The organism is [Actinomadura] parvosata subsp. kistnae, from assembly GCF_900323885.1.
Lineage (GTDB): Bacteria > Actinomycetota > Actinomycetes > Streptosporangiales > Streptosporangiaceae > Nonomuraea > Nonomuraea composti.
Map to the genome: position 1 here is coordinate 38,803 of NZ_OOHJ01000022.1, position 16,313 is coordinate 55,115.

General features: G+C 73.0%; 16 protein-coding genes, 3 pseudogenes and 1 riboswitch. Of the genes and pseudogenes, 2 read left to right on the top strand and 17 right to left on the bottom strand.

Annotation, left to right across the window (positions count from 1 at the left end):
• Window positions 1-53 precede the first annotated feature (53 nt).
• Window positions 54-941 carry an endonuclease/exonuclease/phosphatase family protein gene (locus tag KIS93_RS42895; protein WP_230466407.1) on the top strand — a complete coding sequence of 296 codons (888 nt, stop codon included), beginning with the start codon at window positions 54-56 and terminating at the stop codon, window positions 939-941.
• 135 nt (window positions 942-1,076) lie between these two features.
• Here KIS93_RS42895 and KIS93_RS42900 read toward each other — a convergent pair.
• The 4 genes and pseudogenes from KIS93_RS42900 to KIS93_RS42915 all read right to left on the bottom strand — a co-directional run.
• Window positions 1,077-1,495 (bottom strand): annotated as a pseudogene (locus KIS93_RS42900) (nucleotidyltransferase family protein); the annotation flags it as partial.
• A complete protein-coding gene (locus KIS93_RS42905) occupies window positions 1,492-2,583 on the bottom strand; it encodes an XdhC family protein (RefSeq protein ID WP_080041080.1) in 1,092 nt (363 codons plus the stop codon). The gene KIS93_RS42905 and the pseudogene KIS93_RS42900, both read right to left, overlap by 4 nt.
• Window positions 2,576-3,655 (bottom strand): vWA domain-containing protein, encoded by a 1,080-nt coding sequence (locus KIS93_RS42910; RefSeq protein ID WP_080041081.1) that lies wholly within the window; start codon window positions 3,653-3,655, stop codon window positions 2,576-2,578. Before KIS93_RS42910 ends, KIS93_RS42905 begins: the two co-directional genes overlap by 8 nt.
• Before the next feature lie 4 nt (window positions 3,656-3,659).
• Complete coding sequence (locus tag KIS93_RS42915; protein ID WP_080041082.1) at window positions 3,660-4,526, bottom strand: AAA family ATPase; 867 nt, start codon at window positions 4,524-4,526, stop codon at window positions 3,660-3,662.
• Window positions 4,527-4,648: 122 nt separating this feature from the next.
• Here KIS93_RS42915 and KIS93_RS42920 point away from each other — a divergent pair, with 122 nt between their 5' ends.
• Window positions 4,649-4,897: a hypothetical protein gene (locus KIS93_RS42920; protein ID WP_155128147.1), complete on the top strand. Its 249-nt coding sequence runs from the start codon at window positions 4,649-4,651 to the stop codon at window positions 4,895-4,897.
• Here the strand turns inward: KIS93_RS42920 and KIS93_RS42925 are convergent.
• The 13 genes and pseudogenes from KIS93_RS42925 to def all read right to left on the bottom strand — a co-directional run bounded on the left by KIS93_RS42925 (window position 4,894) and on the right by def (window position 16,185).
• A complete protein-coding gene (locus KIS93_RS42925) occupies window positions 4,894-5,346 on the bottom strand; it encodes a PH domain-containing protein (protein ID WP_080041084.1) in 453 nt (150 codons plus the stop codon). The genes KIS93_RS42920 and KIS93_RS42925 overlap by 4 nt on opposite strands.
• A 19-nt stretch (window positions 5,347-5,365) precedes the next feature.
• Window positions 5,366-5,833 carry a 6,7-dimethyl-8-ribityllumazine synthase gene (gene ribH / locus KIS93_RS42930; RefSeq protein WP_080041085.1) on the bottom strand — a complete coding sequence of 156 codons (468 nt, stop codon included), beginning with the start codon at window positions 5,831-5,833 and terminating at the stop codon, window positions 5,366-5,368.
• 13 nt (window positions 5,834-5,846) lie between these two features.
• Window positions 5,847-7,064 carry a bifunctional 3,4-dihydroxy-2-butanone-4-phosphate synthase/GTP cyclohydrolase II gene (locus KIS93_RS42935; RefSeq protein ID WP_080041086.1) on the bottom strand — a complete coding sequence of 406 codons (1,218 nt, stop codon included), beginning with the start codon at window positions 7,062-7,064 and terminating at the stop codon, window positions 5,847-5,849.
• Window positions 7,061-7,720: a nicotinamide mononucleotide transporter family protein gene (locus KIS93_RS42940; protein WP_080041087.1), complete on the bottom strand. Its 660-nt coding sequence runs from the start codon at window positions 7,718-7,720 to the stop codon at window positions 7,061-7,063. Before KIS93_RS42940 ends, KIS93_RS42935 begins: the two co-directional genes overlap by 4 nt.
• Window positions 7,717-8,307, bottom strand: a complete 591-nt coding sequence (locus KIS93_RS42945) for a riboflavin synthase (protein ID WP_080041088.1) — start codon at window positions 8,305-8,307, stop codon at window positions 7,717-7,719. Before KIS93_RS42945 ends, KIS93_RS42940 begins: the two co-directional genes overlap by 4 nt.
• Window positions 8,307-8,795: a RibD family protein gene (locus KIS93_RS42950; RefSeq protein ID WP_335673925.1), complete on the bottom strand. Its 489-nt coding sequence runs from the start codon at window positions 8,793-8,795 to the stop codon at window positions 8,307-8,309. The genes KIS93_RS42945 and KIS93_RS42950 overlap by 1 nt, the downstream gene beginning before the upstream one ends.
• Window positions 8,764-9,849, bottom strand: coding sequence for a bifunctional diaminohydroxyphosphoribosylaminopyrimidine deaminase/5-amino-6-(5-phosphoribosylamino)uracil reductase RibD (gene ribD, locus KIS93_RS66195; protein WP_246005446.1), 1,086 nt, complete (start codon window positions 9,847-9,849; stop codon window positions 8,764-8,766). The genes KIS93_RS42950 and ribD overlap by 32 nt, the downstream gene beginning before the upstream one ends.
• A 115-nt stretch (window positions 9,850-9,964) precedes the next feature.
• Window positions 9,965-10,095: riboswitch (FMN riboswitch) on the bottom strand.
• Between the two features lie 77 nt (window positions 10,096-10,172).
• On the bottom strand, window positions 10,173-10,982 hold the full coding sequence (locus KIS93_RS42960) for an oxygenase MpaB family protein (RefSeq protein ID WP_080041089.1): 810 nt from the start codon (window positions 10,980-10,982) through the stop codon (window positions 10,173-10,175).
• A 474-nt stretch (window positions 10,983-11,456) separates the two neighbouring features.
• A complete protein-coding gene (rpe, locus tag KIS93_RS42965; RefSeq protein WP_080041090.1) occupies window positions 11,457-12,119 on the bottom strand; it encodes a ribulose-phosphate 3-epimerase in 663 nt (220 codons plus the stop codon).
• Window positions 12,120-12,168: 49 nt separating this feature from the next.
• Window positions 12,169-13,158, bottom strand: coding sequence for a phosphatase PAP2 family protein (locus tag KIS93_RS42970; protein WP_080041091.1), 990 nt, complete (start codon window positions 13,156-13,158; stop codon window positions 12,169-12,171).
• Window positions 13,159-13,191: 33 nt separating this feature from the next.
• Window positions 13,192-14,663 (bottom strand): annotated as a pseudogene (locus tag KIS93_RS42975) (RsmB/NOP family class I SAM-dependent RNA methyltransferase).
• 43 nt (window positions 14,664-14,706) lie between these two features.
• Window positions 14,707-15,632 (bottom strand): annotated as a pseudogene (gene fmt, locus KIS93_RS42980) (methionyl-tRNA formyltransferase).
• Window positions 15,633-15,636: 4 nt separating this feature from the next.
• A complete protein-coding gene (def, locus tag KIS93_RS42985) occupies window positions 15,637-16,185 on the bottom strand; it encodes a peptide deformylase (RefSeq protein WP_043638609.1) in 549 nt (182 codons plus the stop codon).
• Between the last annotated feature and the right edge of the window lie 128 nt (window positions 16,186-16,313).

Consider the following 16,313-nt stretch of genomic DNA (forward strand, 5'->3'; position numbering starts at 1 on the left):
CGGACATGCTATCGCGTCGGTGTCGCGGGCAGGGAGCCGCTAGCCTGGTTCGGGTGCTGAGTCGGGTCGTCATCGTCGTCTCCGTGGTGGTGGCCGCGGCCCTGGCGGGGCATGGGCTGATCCCCGCTCTCGGCGGGTTCACCCCCGTCCTGGAGAGCCTGCTGCCCTGGATCGGGCTGGCCGTCCCGGTGCTGCTCGCCGGCGCCGCCGTGGCACGTTCCACCGCCGCCGCTGCCGCCGCGCTGGTGCCCGGGCTGGTGTGGGCGCTCATGTTCGGCTCCACGCTCTTCCGCTCGCCGCCCGGCGGGCCCAGCGACCTGGCCGTCGGCACCGTGAACGTCGGCGTGCGCAACAGCGCCTCGGGCGAGGCCGTGCGCGCGATCGCCAAAGACCTCGACGTGCTGGCCGCGCAGGAGCTGACCAGGGGCGGGCCCGCGGCCAAGCAGCTCAACAAGATGTTCAAGTACCACTATCCGGTCAGCACCGTCGGCCTGTGGAGCCGCTACCCGATCAGCGAGACCAGGCCGCTCGACGTCGGCCTCGGCTGGCCGCGCGCCCTGCGCGCGGTCATCACCACCCCCAAGGGCAAGGTGACCGTCTACGTCATGCACCTGGCCTCGGCCAGGCCCGGCCACACCACCTCGCGCGACGCCTCGCTGGCGGCCGCGCGCAAGCTCATCGACGCCGACCCCAGCAAGCGCATCCTGCTGCTCGGCGACCTCAACACCGCCACCACCGACCGCGGCATGCGCGGCCTGACGCCGCCGCTCACCGACGCGCAGGTGGCGGCGGGCGACGGGTTCGGCTTCACCTGGCCGTCGGAGTTCCCGGTCACCCGGCCCGACCACATCCTGTTCAAGGGCATGACCGCCACCAAGGCGGGCGTGGCGCCGGCGACCGGCAGCGACCACCGGGCCGCGATCGCCTCCCTACGCCTGTAGGCGGGCCAGGTCCTCCGGTGTGTCGATGTCCGCCGGGTCGCCGTGCTCGTCGCACGGCACCTCCGTGACCAGCTCCGGATGCGCCTTCATGTACGCCCGCGCCCCCACGTCGCCCACGGCCAGCTCCGCCACCCCGGCGAAGTGCGGCCGGGTGATCAGCACGGGGTTCCTGCGCCGGCCGCCGTAGGTCGCGACCGCCAGCCCCTTCGCGCCCGAGCCGATCAGCGCGCGCACCGCGCCCGGCCCGATCAGCGGCTGGTCGATCAGCGCGACCACCACCGACTCGGCCTCCTCGGGCAGCGCGGCCAGGCCGACCCGCAGCGACGACCCCATCCCCGAGGCCCAGCCGGCGTTGCGCACCGTCACCGCCCCGCGCACCTGCACCGTCGCCGCGCCGAGCACCACCACGACCGGGTGGCAGCCGCCCTCCTCCAGCAGCCGCACCCCCGGTCCACCAGCCGCTCGCCCGCGTACTCGACCAGCGCCTTGGGCCGCCCCAGCCGGCTGCCCTCGCCGGCGGCCAGGAGCAGCCCGGCCGTCTTCGACGCCCTCATGGCAGCTCGTGGTGGATGCGGCCGTCCGTGGTGGACAGCGGGCGGCCCGAGCCGCCCCAGCGCAGCTGGATCAGCTCGGCGGCGATCGAGACGGCCGTCTCCTCCGGCGTGCGCGCGCCCAGGTCGAGGCCGATCGGCGAGCGCAGCCTGGCCAGCTCGTCCTCGGTGAGCCCGGCCTCGCGCAGCCGGGCCAGCCGGTCGTCGTGGGTGCGGCGCGAGCCCATCGCGCCGACGTACCCGGCGCCGGTGCGCAACGCCACCTCCAGCAGCGGCACGTCGAACTTCGGATCATGGGTCAGCACACAGATCACCGTACGCTCGTCCACCTGCACCGACGACAGGTAGTCGTGCGGCCACTTGACCACCACCTCGTCGGCGTCGGGGAACCGCTTGGCGGTGGCGAAGACCGGCCGCGCGTCGCACACCGTGACGTGGTAGCCGAGGAACTTGCCCACCCTGGCCACCGCCGCGGCGAAGTCGATCGCCCCGAACACCAGCATCCGCGGCGGCGGCGCGAACGAGTGCACGAACACCGACAGGTCGTCCAGCCGCCGCTCCCCCTGCCCGCCGTAGTGCCGCAGGCCCGTCAGCCCCTGGGCGAGCATGCCGCGGGCGTCGTCGTCCACGGCGTCGTCGAGGCGTTCGAGGCCGAGCGAGCCCTTGGCCCGGTCCGGCCAGATGACGCGGCGCGCCCCGACCTGGCCAGGGCCGGAGACGATCGTGGCCACGGCGACCGGCTCGTGCGCGTCCACCGACGCCGCGATCTCGCCCAGCTCGGGGAACGTCTCGATCGAGACCGGCTCCACCAGGATGTCGATGATGCCGCCGCAGGTGAGCCCGACGGCGAACGCGTCGTCGTCGCTCACGCCGTACCGCTGCAGGACGGGCGTCTCGATCTCGGCGGCCAGCTCGAACACCGCGCCCTCGACGCAGCCGCCCGACACGCTGCCGACCACCTCGTCACCGCGCACCGCCATCGCCGCGCCCGGCGGCCTGGGCGCGCTGCTCCACGTGCCGACCACCGTGGCCAGCCCGAACCTGAGCCCCGAGCGCCACCACTTCATGATCTCCGGCAGCACGTCACGCATGGGCGAGCCTTTCGCTGAGTTGCTCGAAGGCGGCCAGGCTGTGCCCGGCCACCAGGTCGTCAAGGTACGGCAGGGCGGCCCGCATGCCGCCGGTCAGCGGCTGGTAGTCCTCGTACCCCTTGTGCGGGTTGACCCAGATCACCTGGTACGCCTGCCTGGCCAGCCTGGCCATCTGCGTGCCCAGCAGCTCCGGATCGCCGCGCTCCCACCCGTCGGAGGCGATCACCACGATCGCGCCCCTGGCGCTGAAACGGGCGAGATACTCCTTGAGTTCCTCCCCCAGCCGGGTGCCGCCGCTCCAGTCGGGCACGACCTTCGACACCTCGTTCAGCGCGGTGCCCGGGTCGCGGTGGCGCAGCTCCGCGGTGATCGGGGTGAGGCGAGTGCCGACCGAGTAGACCCTGGTGGCCCTCGGCTCGCTCCTGACCAGCGCGTGGGCGAAGCGCAGCAGGGTCTCGGCGTACGGGGCCATCGAGCCGCTCACGTCCACGAACAGCACCACCGTGCGCGGCCTGGTGGTGTGCCTGCGGTGGCGCAGCCGGGCCACCTCGCCCTTCCTGAGCGCGTCGCGGATCGTGCGGCGCTGGTCGAGCGCGCCCCGGTGGGCGCTCTCGAAGCGCCGCGAGCGCCGCCGCGCCCGGCCGCCCTTCAGCAGCGCCATCATGCGGTGCACCTCGGCCCGCTCGGCGTCGGTGAGCCGGGCGACGTCGCGGTGCCGCAGCACCTCGATCCGGCTGGCGGTGGCCGGGGCCGTCGTGCCGTCGTCCTCGCCACCGCTCACGCCGTCGTCCTGCCGCTCGGCCAGGTGGCGGGTGACGCTCGTCGTGGCCGTACGCTGCAGCGCCGCCTTCCTGCCGCCGAAGTACGCGGCGAAGCACCGGTCGTAGCGGGGCAGGTCGTCGGGGCCGGCGCACAACGTCAGCCGCCCCGCCCAGTACACCTCCCCGGGATCGGTCACGTCGAGGTGGCCGAGCGCCTTGAGCAGGCTCTGCGTACGCTCGTGATCGGCCGCGACGCCCGCCGCGCGCAGCGTCCTGGCGAACCCCGTCATCGTGGCGGCGAGCTCGTCCATGGGCTCATCCATGCGTGAGCAGCCCGTTGCCGAGCGCCGCCGCGACGTCCTCGCGGTACTTCAGCGCCGCGCCCAGCGTGGCGGCGGCCAGGCCCGGGTCCAGCTCCTTCGCGCCCAGCGTCAGCAGCGCCTCCGTCCAGTCCAGCGTCTCGGCCACGCCCGGCGGCTTGACCAGGTCCGCCTGCCGCAACCGCTCGGCCGCCCGCGCCACCTGCACCGCCAGCGTCTCGGTGCAGCCGGGCAGCCGGCGCAGCAGGATCGCCACCTCCCGGTCGAAGCTCGGGTGCTCCAGCCAGTGGTAGAGGCAGCGTCGCTTGAGCGCGTCGTGCACCTCGCGCGTGCGGTTCGAGGTCACCACGACCACCGGCGGCGTCCTGGCCTTGACCGTGCCCAGCTCGGGGATCGAGATCGTGAAGTCGGAGAGCACCTCCAGCAGGAACGCCTCGAACTCGTCGTCGGCCCGGTCGATCTCGTCCACCAGCAGCACGCTCGGCTGCGTCTCGATCGCCTTCAGCAGGGGCCGCGCGATGAGGAACCTGCGGTCGTAGATCTCGCCCTCCAGCCGGCCCACATCCGTGATCCCGGCGGCCTCGGCGGCCTTGAGGTGGAGGAGCTGGCGGGCGAAGTCCCAGTCGTACAGCGCCTGGGCGGCGTCAAGGCCCTCGTAGCACTGGAGCCTGATCAGCGGCGCCTTCAGCAGCGCGGCGAGCGTCTTGGCCAGCTCCGTCTTGCCGACCCCCGCCTCCCCTTCGAGGAACAGCGGCCGCCCCATCCGCAGCGCGAGGAAGGCGGCCGTGGCCAGCCCCTCGTCGGCGAGGTAGGCGTGCCGGTCGAGCAGCTCGATGAGCTTGTCCGGCGACTGGATGTCCATTGCCGTGATTGTCCGCCGCAGCACCCCTTCAGGCTACGTCCCCACCCGCTTCGGCGATATTCGCCCGGCGCCCCCGTCACGGGCTGTAAACTCCTGCTCACCGCACGAAAGGACGACAAGGCGTGCCCGTACCCCCAGGCATGCCGGAGTCGTGGGACGACCACCACGTATCGCCGGCAACCAGAGAGCTCCGCAAGATCACCGCCGCCCGCAGGGCGATCGACGTCGCCCTGCAGACCCGCTTCCTGTGGATCAGCCAGGAGAAGCGCGACGCCATCGCCACCTGTGACGACCTTGAGCTGCTGCGGCAGTGGCTGATCCGCATCCTCACCGTCGACACGGTCGACGAGCTGTTCCCCGAGCCGAGCTAGTGGTCGGGGGCCTCGCCGCGTGCCTTGATCAGGGCGCGCAGCTCCGCCGTGGCGCGACGGGCGCGCTCCTTCTCCGACCCCTGGATCCCCATGGCCCCGACCGTACGCCCGTCGGCCAGGTCGAGCCGCGGCCACGGATCGCCCACCACCATCTGCACGTCCAGCACCTCCGGCCACGTCACCCGGTGGGTGCGGACGGCGTTGACGATGGTGAGCCCCTCGTCGTCGGCCTCCACGCGTACCCGGCCCAGCAGGTGCAGCACCCACGCCACCGCGCACGCGAACGCCACGATCGCCACCCGGTCGGGCAGCTTGAACGGCGGGGCGATCAGGACCGCCATCACCACCGCCCCCACCACGATCACGACCGCGAAGCCGTAGGCGACGACACGGCCCCGGCGCGGACGCCAGGTGACGGGCAGGGGCGGCGGGGACACGGGCTCTGGCACGAGGGAAACCTACCGTAGATCAGCGCAGGGTCCGCAGGAGGAGGGCGGTCTCGAGCGCGGCCACGACCGACTCGTACCCCTTGTCCTCCTTGCTGCCCGGCAGGCCCGACCGGTCGAGCGCCTGGTCCATGTTCTCGCAGGTGAGCACGCCGTTGCCGACCGGCGTCTCCTCGTCCAGCGAGATCCTGGTCAGGCCCGACGTCACCGAGTCGCACACGTAGTCGAAGTGGGCCGTCTCGCCGCGGATGACCGCGCCCAGCGCCACCACCGCGTCGCAGCGGCGGGCCAGCGCCTGGGCGACCACCGGGATCTCCAGCGAGCCCGGCACCCGCACCACGGTCGCGCTGGCGCCGCTGTCGTCGCACGCCTGCACCGCCCGCGAGACGAGCTGGTCGGTGATCTTGGCGTGCCAGCTCGCCGCGACCACCCCCACCGTCAGCCCCGAGGCGTCGGGCACCGCGACTCCCGGCCGTCCTTCCCCGCTCATTCGCTCTCCCCGTTCATGATGCTTCCGAGATGTCGTGGCCGAGGCGCTCGCGCTTGGCCGTCAGGTAACGCTCGTTGTACGGGTTCATCGCCACGGGCATGGGCTCGCGGCCGAGCACCTTGATGCCGTAGCCGTCCATGCCCTTGAGCTTGGCCGGGTTGTTCGTGAGCAGCCTGATCGACTTGACGCCGAGGTCGGCCAGGATCTGCCCCGCGTTCGAGAACTCCCGCGCGTCCACCGGCAGCCCCAGCTCCAGGTTCGCGTCTACAGTGTCGTGGCCGTCGTCCTGGAGGCTGTACGCCTTGAGCTTGGCCAGCAGGCCGATCCCCCTGCCTTCGTGCCCGCGCAGGTACACGATCACACCGCGGCCCTCCTGCGCGATGGCCGACATGGCGTTGTCGAGCTGCACCCCGCAGTCGCAGCGCAGCGAGCCGAACACGTCGCCGGTCAGGCACTCGGAATGCGCCCTGACCAGGACGTTCTCGCCGCCGTCGAGGTCGCCGTAGACGAGCGCGACGTGCTCGCCGCCGTCGAGCGCGCTGGCGTAGCCGAACGCCCGCCACATGCCGTACACGTTCGGCAGCCGCGTCTCGGCGACCCTGGTGACCATGCTCTCGGCCCGCCGCCGGTAGTCGACGAGCTGCTCGATCGAGACCAGCGCCAGGTCGTGCTCGTCGGCGAAGCGGCGCAGCTCCGGCAGCCTCGCCATGGTGCCGTCGTCGTTGACCACCTCGGCCAGCGCGCCCGCCGCCGACAGGCCCGCCAGCCTGGCCAGGTCGACGGCCGCCTCCGTGTGGCCGCGCCGGGCCAGCACGCCGCCCTCGTGGTAGCGCAGCGGGAAGACGTGCCCGGGGCGGACCAGCTCGTTCGGCTCGGTGGCCGAGTCGGCCAGCGTGCGGATCGTCTTCGCCCGGTCGGCCGCCGAGATGCCCGTGCTGACGCCGTCGCGGGCGTCCACGGTGATCGTGTACGCCGTGCGCATGCGCTCCTTGTTGTGGAAGACCATCAGGGGCAGGCCGAGCCGGTCGAGCTCCTTGCCCTCCATGGCCACGCAGATCATGCCGCTCGTGTGCCTGATCGTGAACGTGCACAACTCCGGCGTGGCCTTCGACGCGGCGAAGATGAGGTCGCCCTCGTTCTCCCGGTTCTCGTCGTCGACGACCACCACCGGCTTGCCGTGGCGGATGTCGTCGATGGCCCGCTCGATCGGGTCGAGCTTGATCTCGTTCACTGCGCCACCGCCACGCTCAGGGGCCCCGTACGGTATTCGCGCAACCACTTCACGAACCCGACCAGGACCAGCACGAAGAACACGCCGTACACCGCTCCGGAGACCACCAGCCCCGAGCTGAACGCCAGCGGCACACCCACCAGGTCCACCGCCACCCACACGATCCAGAAGTCCACCAGCGCCCGGCCCTGCGCCCAGGTGGCCATCGCGCTGCCGACGAAGATGTAGGCGTCGGCCGCCACCAGGAACGCGCCCTTCGGCAGCGGCACCTGCGCGCCCCACGACAACCCCGTGACGAAGAACAGCAGCCCCACCACGGCCGTGCCCACCAGCATGATGCCGATCAGCAGCGAGCGCTCCCACCACATGGCCGGCCGCACCGCGAGCCGCCCGCCGTCCTGCGTGCCGCGCCGCCACGCCCACCAGCCGTAGACGGCCAGGCCCGCGAACAGCGCCTGCTTCAGCGCGTTGCCCGTGACGTGGGCGTTGATCGAGGCGGCGAACAGCAGCACCGCCCCGGCGAACTGCACCGGCCACGTCCACATCGACTTGCGCATGGCGAGCAGGACCGTGGCCAGGGCGGCGATGTTGCCCACCAGGTCGGTCCAGAGCACATGCGTGCCGAAGATCTCAAATCCGGCGTTGAGCCAGCTCATCGCCTGACCACCAGCCTCTCCACATATTTGGCGATCACGTCCACCTCGATGTTGACCACGTCACCCACCCGCCGCTCACCCATCGTGGTGAGCTTCAGCGTGGTCGGGATGAGGCTCACGCCGAAGCTGTCGTCGTCAACCGTCGTCACCGTCAGGCTGATTCCGTCGATGGCGATCGAGCCCTTCTCCGCGACGTACGGGGCGATCGGCTCCGGCAGGGAGAAGCGCAGGTCGTCCCAGCTCTCGCCCGGGTCGCGGGAGAGCAGGACGGCGGTGCCGTCCACGTGGCCCTGCACGATGTGGCCGCCGAGGCGCTGGTCGGCGCGGACGGCGCGCTCCAGGTTCACCGCCGAGCCCTCGGCGAGGCCGCCCAGGGAGCTGCGGTCGAGCGACTCCTTGATCACGTCGACGGTGAACACGTCGTCCTTGACCTCGACGACCGTGAGGCAGACGCCGTTGACGGCGATCGAGTCGCCGTGCTTGGCGTCGGAGGTGACGACCGGGCCGCGCACCGACAGCAGCGCGCCGCCGCCCGCCTGGTCGATGGCCACCACTTCGCCCTTTTCCTCAATGATTCCGGTGAACATCACTTCTCCCTGCCTGATTGGTTGACGGGCCGGGCAACAAGCCGCACGTCCGGCCCGATAAGGGAAACTTCGTCAAATCTCAGGCGATGCAGGTCCGCGATCGTCCCCACCCCGGCCGCCCCCAGCGCCGCCCGCCCCGAGCCCAGCAACGCCGGCGCCAGATACGCCACCACCCGATCCACCAGCCCCTGCCGCACGAACGCCCCGGCCAGCGTGGGCCCGCCCTCCAGGAACACGCTCACGACGTCCCGCGCGGCCAGCTCCCGCAACAACACCTCAAGATCGAGACCGCCGTCGCGACGGGGCAGGCGCAGGAGATCGGCGTCGAGGCGGGTGTCGGCGTCCTCGGCGACGGCGATGAGGGTGGGGGCCTGGTCGTCGAGCACGCGAGCGGACGGAGGCGTCCGCCCCTCGGCATCGACCACGACCCGCACCGGCCCCCGCCTCCCGGCCCCCTCACTCCGGCCCACGCCCTCCCGGCCCCTCACCCCGGCCCGCGCCCCTCCCGGTCCCCTCGCTTCGGCCCGCGCCCCTTCCGGCCCCCTCGCTTCGGCCCGCGCCCCTTCCGGATCCAGCGGACCCCGCTGGCCTCACGGCACTTGAGCCGCCGACAGCGCCGCCCAGCGCATCGTCGAGCTCCTCAGCCGAGCCGACGCCACTCAGGCCCACCGCCGCCCCCGAAACGGCGCCGTTCGGGTCCGCTGCCGGAGCCGAGCCGGCCCTGCCACGCGACGCATCGCCGGGCCGCGCAGCGGAGTCGCCACCGCTCGGGCCGGCCCCCGCCCCGGAACCGGCGCTCGCGACCCCCTGCGGCCCGGTCGGAGCGTCCGAGTGTGCGTGGGCGGGCGCTGCGGCGGCGACGGGCCATGCGGCGGCGGTGGCGGATGCCGTAGTCGTGGTCGTGGGTGGGCGGGCGGTGAGGTGGGGGTCGTCGGCGAGGACGGTGCCAATGCCGGCGATGATCGCGTCGGCGGCGGCCCGGAGCCGGTGCACGTCGGCACGTGCCTCGGGCGAGGTGATCCACTTGCTGGTGCCGTCCTCGGCCGCCGACCGCCCGTCGAGCGTGGCGGCGAACTTCCACGTCACGTGCGACCGCCCGAGCCGCGCGTACGTCAGCCACTCCTCGTTGACCCGCTCGGCCGCCTCGGCGAGCACCCCGGCCGTGACGGCCACGCCGTGCTCGCGCAGCCGCGCCGCCCCGCCGGCCGCCTTCGGGTTGGGGTCGGGCACGGCGATCACGACCCGCGCCACCCCCGCCGCCAGCAGCGCGCGGCTGCACGGCCCCGTGCGGCCGGTGTGGTCGCAGGGCTCCAGCGTCACGTACGCGGTGCCGCCCCGGGCCCGCTCCCCGGCCTGCGCCAGGGCGACGACCTCGGCGTGCGGCCCGCCGGCGTAGGCGTGGAAGCCCTCGCCGGCGACCTGACCGGCGGCGTCGAGCACGACGCAGCCCACGACGGGGTTGGGGCTGGTGCTGCCGTGCCCGTGCGCGGCCAGCTCGACGGCGCGCGCCATGTGGGCGGCGTCTTGCGCGGGTGTCTGCAACCCCGGGTCTCCTACTCGCCAGTAGCTCCAAGCCACGGCGGGCCCCGGGGGATCTTGTGCCAGGATGCGGCAACTGCCGCACCACGGCAGGCGCCCGGCTGGGACGCCGGACACCTCGCGCGCTTCCTCCCATCCGGACTTTAACCGTCGGTCCCGGAATTTCACCGGGTCAACCGGCCGATGGCATCGGCCGGGTCGCGGACTGTCACCGCCGGTTCGGAATTTCACCGACCCCGGAGCACGCTAGCTCTCTTCTCCTACCAGTTTGCCATGCCGATACCCGGGCACGCGACCGCCCCCGCGAAAACAACCAAGCGCTAGCTTCAGGCCGCCATGAGCCGGTGCGCCCGCCGCGCCGCCGGGCTGTACCGCACCTGCCCGGGCACCAGGCCGATCCCGGTGTGCAGGGTACGCAACGTAGCGGTCGCCCACAGGTCGCCGACCGGCGTGGCCGGCAGCCCGTACAGCCGCCTCGCCCAGCGCGGCAGCGTCGCGAACGCCAGCAGCGTCAGCGCGGGCATCACCGGCTTGAGCGGGGTGAGCAGGCGCGGGAGCGGGGCGTTCAGCGACAGGCGCAGCGGATGGGCGGCCTCGGGCACGAAACGCAGCCCGGGGCGTTGGGCCTCGATGTAGTCACGCAGCTCCGCCACCGACCCCGGCACGCTGTCCGCCGCCAGCCCCACCACCTCGGCGGCCCGCCGCCACTCGTCCACGAACGTGTCCGCCTCCGCGTCGGACAACCCGACCCCGGCGCGCCGGGCGACCGACAGGTACGAGTCCACCTCGCCCACGTGCACCCAGCGCAACGCCTCGGGCTCGTCGAGCCGGAAGGTGACCCCCGTGTCGGGATCGTTGGCGGTCAGCTTGGCGTGGATCTTACGCACCCGCCGACCGGCCCGCTCGACCTCGGCGCGGGTCCCGTAGGTCCGCACCCGGACGAACTCGGTGGTCCGTACGAACCTGGACCAGGCCTCCTGCGGATCCATCAGCGCCGAGTTCTGCAGCACGCCCCGCATGGCCCTCGGATGCAACCCCTGCATCAGCAGCGCACGGAACCCGCCCACCAGCAGGATCGGCTCACCCATCACCCGCCACGTCACCGAGCGGGGCCCGAAGATCCCATGGTCGCTCATAAGTGATGATTTACCCAGGTGATGACCGCTTCATGTCACCAACCACCCCGATCCGCCACCCGGCTGGTCACACAACCGGCCCCGCCCAGCACCCGCGCCGACCGCCGGTCCAGCGGCCGGCACAGCCCAGTCGTCAACACAACGTCGGCCGCTCGGCACACCATCGCCTGAAGCCCACGCGGGCGGGCGCTGGGCAACCGACGCGACGGTCGGTCAGGTGCCGGCGAACCGGCGGTCACCGGCAGTCACGACCAGCGAGCGGCCGACGCCACGAACGATCGACGCCACGAACGGCCGACGCCACGAACGGCCGACGCCACGAACGATCGACGCCACGAACGGCCGACGCCACGAACGGCCGACGCCACGAACGGCCGACGCCACGAACGGCCGACGCCACGAACGGCCGACGCCACGAACGGCCGACGTCACGACCGGCCGACGTCACGACCGGCCGACGTCACGAGCAGTGGGTCAGGAGGTGGCGCGGTTGGCGGCGGCGCGCAGCTCGTCGATCGCCGCGACCGGATCCGACGCCCCGTAGACCGCGCTCCCGGCCACGAACACGTCGGCGCCCGCCTCGGCGCACCGCTCGATGGTGCCGGTGTCCACGCCGCCGTCCACCTGCAGCCACACCCGGCCGCCGTGCCGCCCGATGAGCTCGCGTGCCCGCCGCACCTTCGGCAGCACCACGTCGAGGAACTTCTGCCCCCCGAACCCGGGCTCGACGGTCATCAGCAGCAGCATGTCCACCTCGCCGAGCAGGTCTTCGTACGGCTCGACGGGGGTGGCGGGGTTGAGCGCGAGCCCGGCCCTGGCGCCGAGCGAGCGGATCTCGCGCAGCGTGCGGATGGGCGCCTTAGCCGCCTCGGCGTGGATGGTCACGCTGCCCGCCCCCGCCTCCGCGTACTGCGGCGCCCAGCGGTCGGGGTCGGCGATCATGAGGTGGCAGTCGAGCGGCGTGTCGGTCGCCTTGCGCAACGCCTCGACCACGGGCAGCCCGAGGGTCAGGTTGGGCACGAAGTGGTAGTCCATGACGTCGACGTGCAGCCAGTCGGCGTTCGGGACGGCGGCGGCCTCGTCGGCGAGCCTGGCGAAGTCGGCGGCGAGAATGCTGGGCGAGATCTGTACGGCCATGATCCCCCTAGTCTAGTGACCCGCCCTCCCCCGCTCTCGCCCCCGGCCCTCATCCGGCCCCCTGCCCGACGGCCGCGCGTTGCCCGCGCCGTGCCATCAGCCCGAGCCTGATGAACAGCACCGGCGCCCCGGCCTGCACCCACAGAGCCAGCACCGCGTAGGCCAGGTACGTCCCCACGGCGCCCTCCGGCAGCACTTCGCGCTCGGCGTACCAGATGAGCACCGCCACGACCGTCCCGATCACCCACCGCAGGGCTCGGGCGCGCAGCGGCCCGCCCGCGTCGAACCACCCCAGCCGGTACATGACCGACGTCCCGGCCAGCGTGCCCAGCAGCACTCCCGCCATGGTGACGACGGTGTCGAGGCTGTCGGGGTCGATCGTCCCGGCCCAGCTCCACCCCGGCGGCACCACCCACCCGGGGTGCAGCGCGTTCGCCAGCACGGCGCAGCCGATCAGCGCGCCGGACAGCACCGCGGACGCGGCGAGCTGCACCCACAGCGCCTGCCCGCGCCACCACGCGGTGGCGGGTCCTTCCAGTTTCCGTACGAGCACCAGCACCACGATCCCGAGCGCCACCCCTGCGACGACGTCGGAGATGAAGTGCACCCCGAGGTAGATCCGGCTCAGGCACACCAGCGCGACGGCCGCCCCCGCCGCCCACCACGCCCACGGCCGGGCCACCGCCATCGCGAGCCGTCCCAGGGCCGCGGTGCCGCTCTGGGCGTGCCCGGACGGCAGCCCGAACGCCCCTTCCGCCGAGAACGCGTGGATCCTGGGGTCGATCCAGTACGGCCTGGGCTGGTGCAGGGCGAGCTTGCCGATCGCGTTCGTGGCGGCGGACGCCATGACGGTCAGCCCGAGCCGCAGGGCCAGCGCCGGGTTGACGCACCAGTAGAGCAGCGGCAGGCAGAGCAGGAAGAACGCGTCCGTGCCCAGCACCGACACCAGCTGCATGACGGGCCGGACGGCGTCGGGCCAGCTCTGCAGCCAGATGATCGGGGTCAGCTCCGCCAGGTGTAGTTCGTCCAGGATGTCCACGTTCTCGATCGGACCACACGGACGGGCGACGCGTCAGCCGATCTTGCGCAGCAACGCCAGGAACATCGCGTCGGTGCCGTGCCGGTGCGGCCAGAACTGGGCGTGCGGACCGTCGCCGAGCCCGTCGACCTCGGGCAGGTAGGCGCGGGCGTCCAGTTGCTCGACGTCATTCCTGCGGGCCAGGATGTCGCCCACCACGACCTTGGTCTCGGCCAGGTGCGGCGAGCAGGTGACGTAGGCGACGACGCCTCCGGGCCGCACGGCCTCAAGGGCGGTGTCGAGCAGCCGCCGCTGCAGCTTGCCCAGGTCGGCGATGCCCGCCGGGTCGCGCCGCCAGCGCGCCTCGGGCCGGCGCCGCAGTGCGCCCAGCCCGGTGCAGGGCGCGTCGAGCATCACCCGGTCGAACACTCCGGGCCGCCACGCGGGCTCGGTGCCGTCGGCGGTCACCACCGCGGCGCTCTTGGTGGTCTCCCACACCAGCCGCGCCCGATGCGCCTGCACGTCGGCGGCCAGCAGCCGCGCCCCACCGGGGAAAGCCCCCGGAGCATCACCGTCCGGCACGGGGGCTCGCCCTCGGACGCGCGCCGGCGGGCCTCCTCGCTCAGCCCGGCGAGATCGCCATGGGTGGCGATGGCGTCGAGCAGCCCGGCCTTGCCGCCCGGCCCCGCGCACATGTCGAGCCACAGCTCGTCGCCGTCGCCTCGCACGGGGACCCGGGTGAGGGCGAGCGCCACGAGCTGGCTGGCCTCGTCCTGGACGGCCGCGCGCGTCTCGGCCACCGCCTCGATCTGCCCGGGATCGCCTTCGCGCAGGTACGCGGCGTACGGCGAGTAACGGCCCGGCATGGCGCCGAAGTCCTCCAGCTCCTCCACGGAGCTGCGCCCCGGCCGCGCCACGAGCGTGACCAGGGGGCGGGCGTTGTCGGCGTCGAGCAGGTCGGCCATTTCGTCGGACGTGCCCAGCGCGTCGCGGAAGGCGGAGACGATCCAGCGGGGATGGCCGTAGGCGACCGCGAGGTGGCCGACCGGGTCGTGGGCCGGGTCGGGCGCCACGATGGGGATCCACTCCTCCAGCGTCCTGGAGCCGATCTTGCGCAGCACCGCGTTCACGAACTTGGCGGCGCCGGCGCCGATGCGCAGGCGGACCAGATCGACGGTGGTGCCGACGGCGGCGTGCGGCGGGACGCGCATGCGCAGGAGCTGGTGGGCGCCGAGCCGCAGCGCGTCGCGCACGTCGGGGTCGGGCGCGCGGTCGCTGCACATCTCGATGACGGCGTCGTAGGTGCCGAGGCCGCGCAGCGTGCCGTAGGTGAGCTCGGTGGCCAGCGCGGCGTCGCGCCCCTTGATGCCGCGCTCGCGCAGCAGCCGCGGCAGGAGCAGGTTGGCGTACGCGTCGCGCTCGTCGACCGCGCGCACGACGTCGTAGGCGGCGTTGCGCGCCGGGTCGCGCGACGGCCTGCGCGGCCCTCCCGTGCGGCCGGCCCCCTGCTGCCCCCTGGTCTTCATGCGCTCGAACCTTCGCTCTGGGCGGCGTCCCGGCGCCGGCGGGTCACGCGAAGACCTCTTTGCCCTCGGGGCGAACGCCGCGGGCCCACTCCACGGCCCCATCAACCGCTTGCCCTGCGGCTGCACCTCGCCCAGCTCGACCGCGTCGCTGGCCGTGCCGACCAGCACGGACGTCTTGGTGGCGACGACCTCGCCAGGCGCCAGGCGCTCCCCTGACACCACCCGCACCGGCCCCACCTTCACCCGCTGCCCCCGGAACTCGCTCCACGCGCCCGGGTTGGGCGTGCAGGCCCGGACCAGCCGGTCGACGTGCATGGCGGGCTTGCTCCAGTCGATGCGGGCGTCGGCGACCGAGATCTTGGGTGCGATGGTGACGCCGTCGGCGGGCTGGGGGCGGGCCTCCAGGGTGCCGTCCTCGACGCCGTCGAGGGTGGCGGCGAGCAGCCCCGCACCCGAGACCGACAGCCGCTCCAGCAGCGCCCCGCTGGTGTCGGTGCCGCGGATCTCCTCGGTCACCACGCCGTAGACGGGGCCGGCGTCGAGCTCCTTGACGATCTGGAACGTGCTCGCCCCGGTGATCTCGTCGCCGTGCAGGATCGCGTGCTGGACGGGCGCGGCGCCGCGCCAGGCGGGCAGGATCGAGAAGTGCAGGTTGATCCAGCCGTGCCGGGGCACGTCGAGCGCCGACTGCGGCAGCAGGGCGCCGTAGGCGACGACGGGGCAGCAGTCGGGCTCCAGCTCCCGGAGCCGGTCGAGGAAGGCGGGGTCGCCGGCCTTCTGCGGGCGCAGCACCTCGATGCCCGCCTCCTCCGCGAGCTCGGCCACCGGCGAGGGGTGCACCTTGCGGCCGCGGCCCGACTGGGCGTCGGGACGGGTGACGACCGCCACCACCTCGTGCCGGGGCGAGTCGATCAACGTGCGCAGTGACGGCAGTGCCGTCTCGGGCGTGCCCGCGAAGACCAGACGCATGCGCTCAGAGTGCCTTTCCGCCGGTGGCGTGGGGCGAGACCTTGATCACGGGGGCGGACAGGCCGCTCCACTCCGCCTCGCGCACGGCCTTCATGGCCAGCTTGCGCTGCTTGGGGTCCATCCGGTCGATGAACAGGATGCCGTCGAGATGGTCGGTCTCGTGCTGGAAGCACCGGGCCATGAGGTCGGTGCCCTCCAGCGTGACCGGCTCGCCGTGCATGTTGAAGCCCTTGGCGACCGCGCGGATCGCGCGCGGCGTCGGGAACGACAGGCCGGGGAAGGACAGGCAGCCCTCCTCGCCCTCCTCGTCGAGCTCGGAGGACAGGTCGAGGTCGGGGTTGATCAGGTGGCCGAGCTGGTCGTCCACGTAGTAGGTGAAGACCCGCAGCCCGACGCCGATCTGGGGGGCCGCCAGGCCCGCGCCCGGGGCGTCCATCATCGTGTCGGTGAGGTCTTTGACCAGCTTGCGCAGCTCCTTGTCGAAGTCGACGACCGGGGCCGCCGGGGTGCGCAGCACCGGGTCTCCGAACAGCCGGATCGACTGGATCGCCAAGGGGGTCACTCCGTTCTCAAGGCGTGGATCAGCCCAGTTTAGTGCAGGTGCGAGCCCTCTCATGTGGCCCTCTTACGTCGTTGCGCGCGGCCGGCCGCCGCGGCGCGCGTGCTCAGAGCGGGCACGCG